We start from the raw sequence: 14,384 nt of genomic DNA on the forward strand, positions 1-14,384 counted from the left end.
GAGCACCCCCCCCCCCCGCCCCCCCCCCCCCCCCCCCCCCCCCTCCCCCCCCCCCCCCCCCCCCACCCCCCCCCCCCCCCCCCCCCCCCCCCCCCCCCCGCCCCCCCCCCCCCCCCCCACCCCCCCCCCCCCCCCCCCCCCACCCCCCCCCCCCCCCCCCCCCCCCCCCCCCGCAGACAGCCCGCCAATCAGCGGGCTTTCTAATGCGCCACGCAAAAAATTATGCATTTCCGTATTGACTGGAAATATGAGCATTCGTATAGTTCGCCCATTACAGCGGTAAACCACCTGCGCCACTAACCCTGCAAGGAGCTTCATCATGATCACTTCCACTCTCAACGTTGGCGATTGGACGGGTTTCCTGGGCCGTGGGCTGGCCGAGCGTGAGCTGGAGGCGACGTTACTTGCAGCTGGCGGGATGACCGTGAAGCAGATTGCTCGCTCGATGGGCGTCGCGCCGAAGACCTGCGAAAAGCGTCTCGAATCGGCACGATTCAAAATGGGCTGTCGGACAATTAGAGATCTCGTTGTGGCTTCGATAATACAAGGGTTAATTGCCTTCTCCGCGCCTGCGCAATCGCCCCAGCAGGATGAATCGGATATCCACGACGGTATCTTTCTCGCATGACCGCTTTCGCAGCGGCGTGTGCCTCCAGCGGGGACGCAGTCCGGTGCTCAGGCTGATCTGAACCACTAACCACAACCAACATTTTTGCGCAGTCATAGAACGCGGCCGGGATTCACTCGGCCAGGAGAAAGGACAATGCTAATTCTCACCCGCCGTATAGGCGAAGCCCTCCGCATCGATGGCGAGATCGCCGTCACCATCCTTGGCATCCAAGGCCAGCAGGCGCGCGTCGGCATCCAGGCACCTACCAGCGTCGAAGTGCATCGTGAGGAGGTGTACCAGCGCATCCAGCGGGAGCTCGGCGCGACCGGCCCGGTGCATATCGATGAGCGCATCAAGCGGGTGGCCGCCGAAGTCGATCCGCGCTCCCTCTTCGTGAAGGAAAACCCCGCAGGTTTTGCGCCCGAGGATTTGGAGCGGGAAGGCTCTGGCTTCGCGAACAAGTACGCCCAGGACGCCTACGTGGTTTTCCTCGCGGGATATCGATCTGGTGTGAAGGCAGGCCAATGATCATGTCCCAGGGCAGTCAGCTTCACCTGCGTACTGAGTTCGAAAGCTTGGGCGATCGGCTGATCCGCTTCGGCCAGGCTTTAAAAGAACCAGCTACCACCGTTGGCCAGCTCACGACCTTGGCCAACTCCTGCGGCATCGACTTGAAGCTGCGCGCAGTAGCTGACTCGGGCAGCAGCGATCCACAGCAATGACGCGTCAGTGTCACCAACAACAAAGAACCTGACGAGTCAGGAGTAAACCCAATGCGCTACATGACCATCAGGAAATTCGCCAGCGAGTCTGGCTACAGCGAGGACGCTATCCGCTCGAAGATCCGTGATGGCATCTGGCGGCTTGGCGAGATTTGGTACAAGGCTCCGGACGGCCGGACGCTGATCGACACAGAGGGATATGAGTCATGGGTAGAGATGGGCGGGGAGTTCGGGCAGTCTCCGATTCGAGTATCGAAATCACGTTCATGTATCGGGGCGTCCGGTGCCGCGAGCGCATCACGCTCAAGCCCACCGCCACTAATCTGAAGAAAGCCGAGCAGCACAAGGCCGCGATCGAGCATGCGATTTCGATCGGCACGTTCGATTACGCGGTCACGTTCCCGGGCTCGGCCAGGGCTGCAAAGTTTGCGCCGGAGGCTTCGCGGGAAAAGGTGGCAGGCTTCCTTACCAGGTGGCTTGCATCTAAGAAAAAACATTTGGCCAGCAGTACGTTCGACGGCTATCGCAAGCTCGTCGAGCACCGCCTAGTCCCCGCCCTGGGCGCGCACATGATGGTCGATTTGAAACGGAAGATGATCAAAGACTGGCTCGACACCTTGGAAACCAGCAACAAGACGCTGAGCAATATCCAGAGCTGCCTACGCTCGGCGCTCACCGAGGCGGTCGACGAGGAATTGATTGAGAACAATCCGATGGCGGGCTGGACTTACAAGCGTAAGTCCGCTCCGACAGACGAGGATGACGTCGACCCATTCAGTCCGGAAGAGCAGCACGCCATCATAGGCGCGCTCGAAGGCCAGGCCGCAAACCTGGTGCAGTTTGCGTTCTGGACAGGCCTGCGGACGAGCGAACTGGTGGCGCTAGACTGGGGCGACGTGGACTGGATTCGGGGCGAGATAATGATCACTAAAGCTATGACTCAGGCTTCAAAGGGAGTGGCTGAGATTCCTAAAACCGCCGCAGGCAGGCGTTCAGTCAAGTTGCTTGGTCCTGCGTCCGGGGCCCTAAGGACGCAGAAGGAATACACGTATTTGGCCGGCAACGAGGTGTTCCAAAACCCGCGAACGCTCGAACGTTGGGCTGGCGATGGGCCTATCAGGAAGACTATGTGGGCACATGCGATCAAGAAGGCAGGTGTACGATACCGGCGCCCCTATCAAACTAGACACACCTACGCTTCGATGATGCTTTCTGCGGGCGAACATCCCATGTGGGTGGCAAAGCAAATGGGGCATTCTGATTGGACCATGATCGCGAGAGTCTACGGGCGCTGGATGACCAATGATGAGGAGTCGATGGGGTCCAAAGCAGTAGCGGCGTGGGCAGCCAGTCCTGGCGACAAAGAACAATTGCCTGAGCACAATCAAAATGCCATTCTTCGCAGCAAATAGGTCTCCTCCAAGGAATGGAAAAATGGCATGGGTTGTCCCCCTCTACAGCAAAGAGAAGGTAAAGCGCGCTGGAGCGATGCTTTTCAATGATGATGCGACTGACGATGAGTTTGAAGAAGCGCTGCAAATCCTCAACAACTGGCGCTCAAGTCATAGCTACCCGGTAAACACGTTTCAGGCCGGGCTTAGACAAAAGCTGAACTCGCTTGGCATCGACGGACTTGTCGGGCAACGCCTGAAGCGGATCCCCTCTATCATGTCAAAGCTGGAACGCTTCAAAAATATGAGTCTGTCGCGGATGCAGGACATTGGTGGGTTACGTGCAGTTGTGAAAACCACCAACGAAATCTACGCCCTCAGAGACTCTTACGTAATAAACAGCAAGTTTGATCATGTATTGGTGTCTGAGCATGACTATATAAAGTCGCCGAAAGATTCGGGCTATCGCGGCATTCATCTCATTTACAAATACAACAACCGCAAAGGCGGGGCGAAAGCATATGAGGGTTTGCAGATTGAGCTCCAGATTCGCAACGATCTTCAGCACGCATGGGCAACCGCAGTAGAAACTGCAGGTGTATTTTTGAATCAAGCACTGAAGTCCAGTGTCGGCAGCGATGAATGGCTCGATTTTTTTCGCTTCGCTTCGTCCGGTTTCGCAATAATCGAAGAGTGTTCGGTTATACCCGCTCATGACCTAATGAATGAGCGACAAATCCTAGAGACTTTGATGTCCCTTGAGCAAGAGCTCGAGGTTATAAAAAAACTAGAAATGTATAACAGTATTGTTGAGCACCTCAAGGATACCAGCGGAGAGAAAACCCACTATTATCTGCTCGAACTTGATGCGGCGGGAATGAACGTAAGTGTCCAAGGCTTCGCCAGGGGCGCGCTTCCTGAGGCCACCACTGAGTACCTGGCTCGTGAGAAATGGGCGAAGGATAAAAGTAATATCCAGGTGGTATTGGTCGCGGCACAGTCGTTAGCAGCCCTGAGAAAGGCATACCCTAATTACTTCTTGGATACAGGGAAGTTTGTGGAGCTGATTCGCAAGATCAAAACAGCGCTCGACAACTGGGAAGGTGATCATTCGCTTAGCGACCTGAGAAAACCACGCCGGCGCCCACGTCGGGTAATCATACAATAACGTTAGCTATATGCCAGCCTTTCGGCTATTTCCTCCGCTATAGAGATAAGACCGACTGTGTTGACTTAAGAATATGGTGCCTCAGCAGAGCCACGATGATCTCGTCAATAAGCATAACTCTTTTGGTATCCACATGATTGACATACAACCTGATACAGATTTTGTCGATGACCTCGAGGCTCAATTAGCAAAGGCCTACTCAAAGCTTGAGCTCATAGCCGAAGAGTTCTCCAAATGCGAGCCAGACCAACAAACCAGTCGAGAAAGCAGGATTGAGACCCTAGAGCTCATAGCGTCCATAAAAAATATCTTAGATCAAATAACATTCAAGGTCTGGAGCTCTATATTTATAGAAGAGCAGAATGAACGAACTGCCAAGGATGTTTATTACCCCTATGCAGCAGACGAGCAAATGTTTCGCTCAGCTCTGGGGAAAATGACAAAGGGCCTTACTACAAGCGACAAGCTCGATGCAAAGATATTTCTTTTTACGGAGTGGCTACGCGCAACCCAACCCATTGCCGGTATAGATTCCCGGCTCGTAACTATTGGTAAGCTTTCGAGGGTGCATCACAGGAAGTTGATTGATCAGAAAAAGTCCCGAATCTACTCGGTAGAAGCGCATGGAGCTAACGGCGGCGGTTGTAGCATGACTTTCTTTGGCAAACCAGGACGATTCACCATATGGACTTACGTCGGAATCCACGGGGCGATCACCTCAATGGGAGGTTATCCTACGATAAACCGGGAGGAAGATCCGGACGCTGAGTTGACAATTTTCAACTTCGATCCTCTCACGATGGATTTTGACCACGTAGAAGGTGCAAAAACATCAGTAGCCGAATATATGATCTGTAAGGTCGAAGATCTGGAGTTTGATGCAATGGAGCTTTTCGGCGGCGCACTTGCCGCGGTAGGCGAAATTGTAGAAATTAGCCGGGCAAACGGTTACCTAGGAGCAGATCCATCAGATGACCTGAGCGGTAATGACAGCAAAATGACAGCTCTCTGCTCGTAGCCCGCGGTTTTAAAAGGCGGGACGGGGGTTCAAATCCCCCCGGCTCCACCAAACACGCAATACAAATCAAGCACTTAGCGCTTCGCGCAAGTGCTTTTTTTGTGCCTTTTTGTGCCTTTTTGTGCGGTTTGAGTTTTTCGCGGTGGGGCGTCGAGTGGTAATGAGCCCAGAAGACCATGCATAGGGGCTCAATCAAGCGGGATCTACGTGCCATCGGCTTCCTGCGAGACATGGGTGTGTGCCCCGGTTGAGCTGAAGCGGTGACTGGTGGCCGGTACTTATCAGACCTTCACCATCACAGGGAGTAGAGGCGTGGATGATGGACGGGCCATTTTTGCGGTAATAGGCGTCGGGCTGACCTTGCTGGTCAGAGTCATATTCAGTCTGCATGGCACCAAGAGGTGGGAGTCTGACGTCAGCGCAGACTTCGACGCAGCGCTTATACGTACGCCAAGATACGCGGATATAAAAGCTAGAGCTGACCGAGCAATTTGATCTCGGCTAGGCTACTGGGGACCTCCATTGCCGATGCGCGCCCTGACTATCAGGTATATCGAATGGACAACGATGACGTTGATTATGAACTGCTGGGCAAAATAATAGAGTGCATCCAAGAAACATTTGAGTTCGGCGCCAATGCGTCTAAAGATTTGAGTCTATCGACAGACCTCAATCGTCAGCTGGGCATTGAAGGGGATGACGCGAACGAGCTGATGCCTGAGTTTTTCCAGCGGTTCTCTGTGGACCTCGGAAACTATGACGCCTACAGATATTTCGTGCCGGAAGGTTACGACCTGCTCTCATTCAGACGGGGCAAGGATAGGCGAGGGAAAATACCGATCAAGCTAGGCATGTTGTACTTGGCCGCCATAACGAAGACTTGGGATCCGACACTGCTGGACGAAGTTCACTACAGCAATATTCCTCTATACCAGCGGAAAGCCGACATACCGTTAACCGGGTATAAGATGCAACACCAACCTCAAAACAAGGACTCCCCGTGAAGCAATGGATTGCAGCATTCCTCATCACAACCTTAACCGGCTGCGGCACAGTCATCACGCTCTACAACCCGCCCAAGGCATCGGACAATCTGGCGGGTTGGCATTCGTATTGTTCCCAGATCCCCCGAGTTTACAGCGGCTTCGCTTACGGGTATTGCACCCTGAATGCGCCGGAACGGTATGGCGTTCATGACGCCGCGCCAATCGCTGCGGCTGACATGTTGCTCTCAGGGATCACAGACACCCTCGTCTTGCCCTACACGATCTATCAGCAGAATGAGCTCGGCGTCATCCCCGTCACGCGCAAGCAGCGCTGATTAGCACGCCATTAGCACGCCGTTAGCACGCACGATGGTTGCCGCGAAACCTTGGCAGCCCTGGAAGCGCGACACCTCGATGACTCGCCGAAGGTCGGCCATAAAAAAGCCCCGCTTCACTCAGCAGGGCTTGTGGATTCAGCGCGAGTCGATCAGACCCCGCCCTTCCCCGGCAACGGCTCGTCATTACCGCGGCGAGTGGTTGGCTCGTCAGTCACCGGATCATTCTCGGTACGCGCAGGTTCAGTCGGGTCTACCTGCGGGTCGGAGACATCGGGCGACTCTTCATTGAAGCCAAGCTCTTTGTCCGGATCCGTCTGCGCGCTGGTCCCTGTAAGCGAAGTGTCGTTAGCCATGATTCAATCTCCTCGTTTACGTGCGAGTTATCCGCACCATAACCATGAGAATCCCCTGAGCCCGCCAAGTGCCCCGGATTAGACGGGCGGTTTTGTAGGCGGCGCCTCAGGTTGAACGCGGATCTCATCACGCCTCACTTCTGTCGCCGCTGCTGAAAGCAAGCGCCGCAGCCCGCCTGCGACAAAAGAACGCCCCTCTTCATGGGGGCGCTGCGTTGTGACAACGATGACAACGGCGTAGTATCCGCAACATCTCGTCGCATCTCCCCATACTCATAATATTCAGCTGACCGCATGCACCGCCCAGGCAAACGCCTCGAGCGGTCTTCCTGCTTGTCGGCGTTTTTGTTGGGGACGCGGCCAACCGAATTTTTCAGGAGGGCATTCGTTTTAATGAATACCACTAACGCACACACCGGAAGTTGGCTGAGCGTCATCGCGCTGGCCCTGGCAGCCTTCATCTTCAACACCACGGAATTTGTGCCGGTGGGTTTGTTGAGCGCCATCGGCCACAGCTTCGACATGACCACTGCCCAGGTCGGCCTGATGTTGACGGTGTACGCGTGGATCGTGTCGCTGACCTCCCTGCCGATGATGCTGCTGACCCGCAACATCGAGCGTCGCAAATTGCTGTTGTTTGTGTTTCTGACGTTCATCGCCGCCCACGTGATGTCGAGCCTGTCCTCGAGCTTCGGCATGCTGCTGGTCAGTCGTGTCGGTATCGCCGTGGCCCACGCCGTGTTCTGGTCGGTCACCGCATCGCTGGCCGTGCGAGTGGCGCCCGAGGGCAAGCAGGTTCAAGCCCTCGGCCTCCTGGCAACCGGCACCGCGCTGGCGATGGTGCTCGGCATTCCACTGGGGCGCGTGCTGGGCGAAGCGCTGGGATGGCGCTCAACGTTCCTGGCGATTGCCATTGCCTCGGGCTTGACCGTGCTGGTGTTGATGAAGTCATTGCCGCTGTTGCCGAGCCAGAACTCGGGTTCGTTGCAGAGCCTGCCTATGCTGTTCAAACGCCCGGCGCTGATGTCGCTTTATCTATTGACCGCTCTGGTGGTCACAGCGCAGTTCACAGCCTACAGCTACATCGAACCGTTCGCACAGATCGTGGCGAAGATGAATGGCGACATGACCACCGTTATCCTCTTGCTGTTCGGCGGCGCCGGGATCGTAGGGTCAGTGATCTTCAGCCGCTACAACAACCGTTACCCGCGCGGTCTGCTGATCACCGCGATCGGCGCGCTGGCGGCGTGTCTGATTCTGTTGCTGCCGCTGTCCGGCAATGCCTCGTCGATGGGTACGCTGAGCGTGGTCTGGGGCATGGCGATCATGTGCTTTGGTCTGGTGATGCAGTCGAAGGTGCTGGCGATGGCGCCGGACGCTACGGATGTGGCGATGGCGCTGCATTCGGGCATCTACAACATCGGCATCGGCGGCGGCGCGCTGCTCGGCAGCGTGGTGATCAGCCAGCTCGGCGTGGCCAACATCGGTCTGGTCGGCGGAATGGTGGCGATCAGTGGGTTGCTGCTGGCGTGCCTGGCGACGCATCGGTATGGCGAAACCATTCGGGCGTAGGCAACAAAACCAACGGTCAGGCGGGCAGATGCACGACCTGCGGTAGGCGCGCGATTACCCGCGAATCACGTTGGTCAGGAAGTCTGATGCGCCTGCCTGAACGCATTCGCGGGCAAGCGCGCTCCTACGGTGGGAGTCCCGATCCATCATTCCCATCGATAACCAACATTCCCGCGAATGCCTTCCGCTCAAAACTCATGGGCGTACCATCGCCCTCACACCCAAACACGAACCGAGGGCAGGAAAAATGATCGTTCATCTCCTTACTTGCTTGACGCTTGCAGCTCTCACCAGCTACGTCGTCGCCCTCAAACTCTTCGATCTGACATCGGTCGTGATGACTGCGGACGAAGAGGACAGTCGTGTTGTGGCACCGGCCAACTAAGGCCAAGTAGCTGACACTAATCAGCACCTTTCACGCTTTCAACTTCCTGTTAGATGCGGAGCAATCGACATGACCCGAGACGTCACTTTGCACGTTGGTTTTCCCTCATTTGGGAAAAACTATTTCTCACAACATGTCGTTGCCCGCAAGAACAGCCATGGTCTCGTTGAGGACAACCGCTTCGGCGGTTTCATGATGCCATCGGCGGAAAACCACTTCAGTAATGAGGTGGTGGGCTTCAACGATCAGTTCCGGTTTTTGACTGACGTATTGGCCATGCACTTGCTGGAAGTTGAAGAGGCCCGACCTGCACGTCGAACTCGACAGTCAGTTCAGTCGCGCAGCTTGTAAATAGAGTTTTTGCACATTGCCACCCCTGCAGCCAGGTAACCCCGACCTTGGCGACATGGGTGGCTTTCTTTTGCGCGCATCTGTCCCATGTCTCACGCATGTTGAATCAAGCCAGCGCCATTCACGTTTGCCTTGGCCGGCCAATGCCTTGAAAATCCCCGCGCTTTGTCCCCCCTCCCTTGAAATGTGTTGATCGTGAAAAACCTCTTACGCAGTTTTATCCCCCATTCGTCTAACACTCATCCTGCCGAGTGGTGGCGCGCCGCAATCGGCGCGTGCCTGGGCATCTTCGTCAGTGCAGTGTTCTGCCGCGAGCTGTATGGCATCGACATCACGCTGCACCTGCTCGGTCCGGTCGGCGCGTCGGCAGTGCTGCTGTTCGCCGTATCGACCGGCGCGCTCGCTCAGCCGTGGTCGATCCTTGGCAGTTACCTGATCGCCGCGCTGGTGGCGCTGTTGTCCATCAGGCTACTTGGCAACACAATCAACGCCGCCAGCCTGGCGGTTTGCTCGTCCATCCTGCTCATGTGCGTGTTCCGCTGCCTGCATCCGCCCGCTGCGGCAGTCGCGATCTGCATCGTCACGTCGAAGAACGAGCTGTCGCCCATGGGCCTGCACGTGCTTGGTCCGGTAATGCTCAACGCGGTGTGTCTGCTGGCCGGCGCGCTGATCTACAACAACCTGACGAGCGTGCGTTACCCCAAGGCGCAGGCCAGGGAACTGCCGGTGCCCGAACAGGTGCCGCTCAACAGTGACGGCTTCAACGCTGAGGATCTCGACAAGGCGCTGGAGGAAATGGGCGAGTTCGTTGATGTCTCCCGCAAGGACCTTGAGGAGATTCTGCACAAGACCGAAGAGCACGCGCTGCGGCGCAACCGTTCAGATATCGACGCCACGCGGATTCTCGCGCGCGGTACGCAAAGCCTGTCGCTGGAGCACTCGATGGCTGATGCGATGACCATGCTCGCCAGGAATGACAGCAAGTACCTGCCGGTGCTGGATGGCGACAAGAAGGTGGTGGGCATCATTACGCTGGTCAAGTGACAGCCTCGCGTTAAGCACCCACTGGCGGAAATCCGGAATCTGAGGTCTGATGCGGAAAGCTCGTACAGATAACGAGCCACACCCCTACTTCTGCGGAAACCAACATGAAACACGCCCTGCTCGCCGGCTTGCTCCTGACTGCTTGTGCCCTGCCCTTCACGGCAACTGCCAACGACGACAACAATCAGTGCCAGATGAACCTGAGCAAGGTTCGTGACGCGAAAGTCGCCAACCCCAATCTCAGCGACGCGGTGAAAAGCGATATCGACACGACCGTGCACCGCGCCGAAGCGGCCTTGGCGCGGCACAACGATGACGGTGGGCGCGAATGTGTGGCGCTGACGCAGCAGGCGCTGCAAAAGGCCCAGAGCAACTGAGATGGAGGTGCGCCAGACGGCGCGTCTCTTCCAGCGCTGAAGCTATTTCAACACCAGCATCCGATAAACCCCCGCTTCGCTTTCAATCCCGTGGGTGTCATGGGTGAAGCCGGGGAATGACCGGTCGAAGCTTTCCAGCGCCCGAAGATAGGCCAGCAGCGGCCCGTCCGCAGGCCCTGCGTTTTCACCCGGCATCAACAGCGGGATGCCCGGCGGATACGGCACGATGCCGGTCGCGGCAGTGCGCCCGGCGGCCTCTTCGAGGGTGACCTGCTCCACCTCGTTCTTGACCAACTTCTCGTACGCCTCCACCGGGCTGAATTCCGCCTTGGGCAAGGTGCCGAACGCCTTCGACATGGCGGCCGTGGTCTTGGTCTCTTTCATCGCGGCAAAGATAGCTTGCGCCAGATCCTTAAGCCCCATGCCGGCATAGCGCTGCTGGTTCGCGGTCAGCAATTCGGGCAGGCAAAGTTCCAGTTCCAGGTTGGTGTCGTAGTCGCGCTTGAAGTCGAGCAACGCGTTGACCAGCGTGCCCCACTTGCCCTTGGTGATGCCGATGGAGAACAGGAAGAGGATGGTGAAGTCGGTGGTCTTTTCGACGATGATCCCCTGGTGGTCCAGATAGGCACTGAGCACACAGGCCGGAATGCCGAAGTCCAGCAGGTTGCCGTCGTCGCCCATGCCCGGGCTGAGGATGGACACTTTGATCGGGTCGAGCATGCAGTAGCCGTCTTCGATGTCGCCGAAGCCGTGCCACACCTCGTTGGGGTGCAAGACCCAGCAGTTTGGATCTGTCTTGAGCCGGATGGGATCGACTTCGTGAAACGCAATCGCCGTAGCCCCGACCTGCACGGTAGGCGGCTGCCAGCAGGAGAAAAACCAGTCGTCGCGGCTCAGCATGTCGATCTGCATGCGCGAGATGACCTGACGGAACGCCACCGCTTCTTCGATGGATTCGTTGGTCAGAATCTGTCCACTCGGCGCTTCCATCATCGCCGAGCTGACATCGCAGGACGCCATGATCGCGTAATTGGGCGAGGTCGACGCGTGCATCATGTAGGACTCGTTGAACCGCCCGTGAGGAATCGGGTTGCGACCATTACGGACATGAATCATCGAGGCCTGGGACAGCGCCGCGAGCAGCTTGTGGGTCGACTGCGTGGAGAACACCGTGGGCTTGGACGGATCGTGGTCGTCCGGGCTGCCGTGCATGGCGAAGCGGTCTTTGTACAGCGGATTGAAGCGCGCGTAGCCGTACCAGGCTTCGTCAAAATGCAGCCGGTCCACGCTTTGCCCCAATAGCTCTTCGACGCGTGTGACGTTGTAGGTCAGGCCGTCGTAGGTGGAGTTGGTGACAATTGCATGCACCGGCGTCAAATCGATGTGGCTTTTGACCAACGGGTTGCTGGCGATGGCGGCTTTGACGCTCTCGGGGCTCAGGGTCCGTGGCAGGATCGGGCCGATAATGCCGAAGCGGTTCCGGGTCGGCACCAGATAGGTGGGGATCGCACCGGACAGTGTCATCGCGTGCTCGACGGACTTGTGGCAATTGCGGTCGCACAGGGCGATCTGATCACGGGTCACGCTGGCCATCAGGATCACGCGATTGGACATCGAGGAGCCGTTGGTCACGTAGTACGTGCGATGGGCGCCAAACACCTTCGCCGCATAGCGCTCGCCCTGGCCGATGGGGCCGCTGTGGTCGAGCAACGAGCCCAGTTCGCCGACGGAAATCGACAAGTCGGAGCGCAGCAGGTTTTCGCCAAAGAACTCGTAGAACGCACGGCCTGCGGTGCTTTTCAGAAAGGCCGTACCGCCGGCGTGGCCCGGAGTGTGCCAGGAATATTCGTAGCTGCGGGCGAACTTCAGCAGCGCGCCGAACATCGGTGGCAAGACTGCCTGCCGATAGCGCTCAATGGCCGCCATGATGCGTCCGCTGAGGAAGCGGCTGGTGTCTTCCGGCAGCCAGATAAAGTCATCGGCGTGCTGCATGACAATCAGCGGCACACTTGACGCCGTGCTGCGATCGCTGATCAGAAACACTGGCACCCGCGTGTTGCGCTCACGCAAGGCGGTGAGCAAATTGATGCATTCATGGTGATCCTGGCTGTCGTCCATCTCCCAACTCAGCAGCACACACTGGATAGCGGGATCAGAGCTGAGGATCGACTTCGCGTCGCTCAGGCTTTCGGAGGTCAGCACGCTGATGGAGCGATCTTCCACGTCGCTGATCAGCTGGATCAGGGCCCGGCCGAACACGCTGCGTTTGTCGGGCTGGCTGCTGACCAGCAGCGCCAGCATGCCGAGCAAGTGTCTGTTGTCGCTCATGGTCGAGTCTCCAGGTTGGCCAGGTTCAGGTTATTGACGGGGATCGGTTCGCCGACGATGTGCTGCGCCGCAACGGTCTGGGTCGGCACGCTGTTGTTCAGCGCTTCAAGCTTGATCAAGCGAGTGTTGACGAAGCCGAACAAGGTGTAGCCGACGATGGTCGCCACCCCGCCAAGCATCAACGCTTCGGCGCCGGAGCTGTACAGTGCCAGATAGCTGTACGCGGTCGCGATGCCAGCGACGATGTTGGTGATGAGGGCTTTTTGCGGCGGCACGTTGGAGATCTTTTGCAGGGTCATCAGCGTTGCCATCGACAGGATGTACGGCACCAGGTTGGTGACCACCGCAAGATTGACCAGCGTGTCGAACTGCTTGGCCAGGTCGGGGCTAATGGTCAGCAGCGCCAGTGCGGTCTGGATCGCCAGCAGGATCAACATGCTGATGATGGGCACTCCGTGCTTGTTGGCCTTGGCGAAGATCGGCAGGAAGTATCCGGTGTCCGCCGAGCTTTTGAACACCTGAGCCACTGTGAACTGCCAGCCCAACAATGAGCCGACACAAGCCAGCACCATCAGGCCCATGACGATGTCGCCGATCATGGGGTTGAACATCTTGGCGAACACCAGCCCGAACGGCGCGGTTGAAGAAACCAGTTCCGCGTTGCCGACAATGCCGGCGATGACATTGGTCGACACGATGTAGATCACTGCGGCGCCGAGGGTCCCGCCGAGCACGGCAATAGGCACGTTCTTTTCGGGGTTCTCCACCGCATCGCCGTTGGCGCACGCCGACTCCAGGCCGAGAAACGCCCACAAGGTAATCGCCACTGAAGCGCCTGCGGCTTCGTACCAGCTTTTGTCGTGAGGATTCCATCCGGCCGCATAGGTGCTGCTGTCGAACCAGAACCAGCCGATGGTCGAGACCAGCACGACGGGGGCAATAACACCCCATACGGTCACCGCGCCAATCTTGCCGGTAATACTCGCGCCGCCGAAGTTGGCGAACGTGGTAATCCATAACAGCGCGATAGTGGCGAGACCGACTTCAAGCGAACCCAACTTGATATCGAACAGCGTCTGAATATATCCAACTGCGGTGATACTGATGGCCACGTTTGCAATCAGCAATGACAAACCGTAGGTGTAGTTGGTGATGTAGTTGCCTGACTTGCCGAAGGTGTATTCCGCGTAGCCGCCCATGCCGCCCGTCTTGCGACTCAGCATGCCGCACCGCGCAAAGGCGTAGGCCAGAGCCAGCGAGCCGGTGGCCGTGATCAGCCAGGAAAGGATGGAAATGCCGCCGACCTCGGCGAGTTTGGTGGGCAACAATATGATTCCGGATCCCAGCATGTTGACCGCTGTCAACATCGTGAGCTGGCCCACGCTCATTTTCTTAGCGACTGCCATTCCGTTGCCCTATGTGAAAGAAGTAAAGGAGGTTTACCTATAGCAAAGGATGCTTGTTAATCAAGAAAACAGCGTCTTGTTAATCAAGAAATAGCCGACTGCTATTTGCTGGCGACCAGCCATCTTTACTTGGGCTAGTTAGGTGTTTGAGAGGGTAGATAACGCGAAATAGAACTGTTAGTTCAGAGGGATGGCGGCGCCTGGCCGGAGACAAAAGAGGATAGCGTCAGAAATCAGCGTGCAATTGACCTATATCAATCGGATGACGAATAGCCTCGTGGCCGCGGGCATTATTTCGCGGAGAACTGCCCATGAATAAGGCTAGGCACACACTC

Annotated in this window: 14 protein-coding genes and 1 pseudogene; 12 read left to right on the top strand and 3 right to left on the bottom strand. The window is 57.3% G+C overall.

Features of this window, described 5'->3' with window-relative positions:
• The first annotated feature begins 319 nt into the window (after positions 1-319).
• The 8 genes and pseudogenes from EC919_RS12145 (at position 320) to EC919_RS12185 (ending at position 6,230) form a co-directional block, all read left to right on the top strand.
• Positions 320-628 (top strand): helix-turn-helix transcriptional regulator, encoded by a 309-nt coding sequence (locus tag EC919_RS12145; RefSeq protein WP_133774232.1) that lies wholly within the window; start codon positions 320-322, stop codon positions 626-628.
• Positions 629-763: 135 nt separating this feature from the next.
• Positions 764-928: pseudogene (gene csrA / locus EC919_RS27420) on the top strand (carbon storage regulator CsrA); the annotation flags it as partial.
• 206 nt (positions 929-1,134) lie between these two features.
• Complete coding sequence (locus EC919_RS12155; protein ID WP_133774236.1) at positions 1,135-1,332, top strand: hypothetical protein; 198 nt, start codon at positions 1,135-1,137, stop codon at positions 1,330-1,332.
• A gap of 206 nt (positions 1,333-1,538) precedes the next feature.
• A complete protein-coding gene (locus tag EC919_RS12165; RefSeq protein ID WP_133774240.1) occupies positions 1,539-2,744 on the top strand; it encodes an Arm DNA-binding domain-containing protein in 1,206 nt (401 codons plus the stop codon).
• A gap of 22 nt (positions 2,745-2,766) precedes the next feature.
• Positions 2,767-3,891 carry a RelA/SpoT domain-containing protein gene (locus tag EC919_RS12170; RefSeq protein ID WP_133774242.1) on the top strand — a complete coding sequence of 375 codons (1,125 nt, stop codon included), beginning with the start codon at positions 2,767-2,769 and terminating at the stop codon, positions 3,889-3,891.
• 133 nt (positions 3,892-4,024) lie between these two features.
• On the top strand, positions 4,025-4,909 hold the full coding sequence (locus EC919_RS12175) for a hypothetical protein (RefSeq protein ID WP_133774244.1): 885 nt from the start codon (positions 4,025-4,027) through the stop codon (positions 4,907-4,909).
• A gap of 557 nt (positions 4,910-5,466) precedes the next feature.
• Complete coding sequence (locus tag EC919_RS12180) at positions 5,467-5,913, top strand: DUF1493 family protein (protein WP_133774246.1); 447 nt, start codon at positions 5,467-5,469, stop codon at positions 5,911-5,913.
• Positions 5,910-6,230, top strand: coding sequence for a YceK/YidQ family lipoprotein (locus EC919_RS12185; RefSeq protein ID WP_133774248.1), 321 nt, complete (start codon positions 5,910-5,912; stop codon positions 6,228-6,230). The genes EC919_RS12180 and EC919_RS12185 overlap by 4 nt, the downstream gene beginning before the upstream one ends.
• Positions 6,231-6,382: 152 nt before the next feature.
• Here EC919_RS12185 and EC919_RS12190 read toward each other — a convergent pair whose 3' ends face one another.
• Complete coding sequence (locus EC919_RS12190) at positions 6,383-6,586, bottom strand: DUF6021 family protein (RefSeq protein ID WP_133774250.1); 204 nt, start codon at positions 6,584-6,586, stop codon at positions 6,383-6,385.
• Positions 6,587-6,979: 393 nt separating this feature from the next.
• Here EC919_RS12190 and EC919_RS12195 point away from each other — a divergent pair, with 393 nt between their 5' ends.
• From EC919_RS12195 to EC919_RS12210, 4 genes are all read left to right on the top strand, one after another.
• Entirely contained in the window at positions 6,980-8,158 is a 1,179-nt protein-coding gene (locus tag EC919_RS12195; protein ID WP_133774252.1) for a sugar transporter, read from the top strand.
• A 454-nt stretch (positions 8,159-8,612) separates the two neighbouring features.
• Positions 8,613-8,894: a hypothetical protein gene (locus EC919_RS12200; protein WP_133774254.1), complete on the top strand. Its 282-nt coding sequence runs from the start codon at positions 8,613-8,615 to the stop codon at positions 8,892-8,894.
• A 195-nt stretch (positions 8,895-9,089) separates the two neighbouring features.
• On the top strand, positions 9,090-9,938 hold the full coding sequence (locus tag EC919_RS12205) for an HPP family protein (RefSeq protein WP_166650535.1): 849 nt from the start codon (positions 9,090-9,092) through the stop codon (positions 9,936-9,938).
• A 104-nt stretch (positions 9,939-10,042) separates the two neighbouring features.
• Positions 10,043-10,315 carry a hypothetical protein gene (locus tag EC919_RS12210; protein ID WP_133774256.1) on the top strand — a complete coding sequence of 91 codons (273 nt, stop codon included), beginning with the start codon at positions 10,043-10,045 and terminating at the stop codon, positions 10,313-10,315.
• 42 nt (positions 10,316-10,357) lie between these two features.
• Here EC919_RS12210 and EC919_RS12215 read toward each other — a convergent pair whose 3' ends face one another.
• Both EC919_RS12215 and potE read right to left on the bottom strand, forming a co-directional pair.
• A complete protein-coding gene (locus tag EC919_RS12215; protein ID WP_133774258.1) occupies positions 10,358-12,643 on the bottom strand; it encodes an Orn/Lys/Arg decarboxylase N-terminal domain-containing protein in 2,286 nt (761 codons plus the stop codon).
• Positions 12,640-14,049, bottom strand: coding sequence for a putrescine-ornithine antiporter (gene potE / locus EC919_RS12220; RefSeq protein WP_133774260.1), 1,410 nt, complete (start codon positions 14,047-14,049; stop codon positions 12,640-12,642). Before potE ends, EC919_RS12215 begins: the two co-directional genes overlap by 4 nt.
• Positions 14,050-14,384: the final 335 nt, after the last annotated feature.

Source organism: Pseudomonas graminis, assembly GCF_004364335.1.
GTDB classification, from domain to species: domain Bacteria; phylum Pseudomonadota; class Gammaproteobacteria; order Pseudomonadales; family Pseudomonadaceae; genus Aquipseudomonas; species Aquipseudomonas graminis_D.

Coding starts and splice junctions, on each gene's coding strand:
- EC919_RS12145 (WP_133774232.1), top strand. CDS start 320: ATGATCACTTCCACTCTCAACGTTGGCGATTGGACGGGTTTCCTGGGC.
- EC919_RS12155 (WP_133774236.1), top strand. CDS start 1,135: ATGATCATGTCCCAGGGCAGTCAGCTTCACCTGCGTACTGAGTTCGAA.
- EC919_RS12165 (WP_133774240.1), top strand. CDS start 1,539: ATGGGTAGAGATGGGCGGGGAGTTCGGGCAGTCTCCGATTCGAGTATC.
- EC919_RS12170 (WP_133774242.1), top strand. CDS start 2,767: ATGGCATGGGTTGTCCCCCTCTACAGCAAAGAGAAGGTAAAGCGCGCT.
- EC919_RS12175 (WP_133774244.1), top strand. CDS start 4,025: ATGATTGACATACAACCTGATACAGATTTTGTCGATGACCTCGAGGCT.
- EC919_RS12180 (WP_133774246.1), top strand. CDS start 5,467: ATGGACAACGATGACGTTGATTATGAACTGCTGGGCAAAATAATAGAG.
- EC919_RS12190 (WP_133774250.1), bottom strand. CDS start 6,586: ATGGCTAACGACACTTCGCTTACAGGGACCAGCGCGCAGACGGATCCG.
- EC919_RS12195 (WP_133774252.1), top strand. CDS start 6,980: ATGAATACCACTAACGCACACACCGGAAGTTGGCTGAGCGTCATCGCG.
- EC919_RS12200 (WP_133774254.1), top strand. CDS start 8,613: ATGACCCGAGACGTCACTTTGCACGTTGGTTTTCCCTCATTTGGGAAA.
- EC919_RS12210 (WP_133774256.1), top strand. CDS start 10,043: ATGAAACACGCCCTGCTCGCCGGCTTGCTCCTGACTGCTTGTGCCCTG.
- EC919_RS12215 (WP_133774258.1), bottom strand. CDS start 12,643: ATGAGCGACAACAGACACTTGCTCGGCATGCTGGCGCTGCTGGTCAGC.
- potE (WP_133774260.1), bottom strand. CDS start 14,049: ATGGCAGTCGCTAAGAAAATGAGCGTGGGCCAGCTCACGATGTTGACA.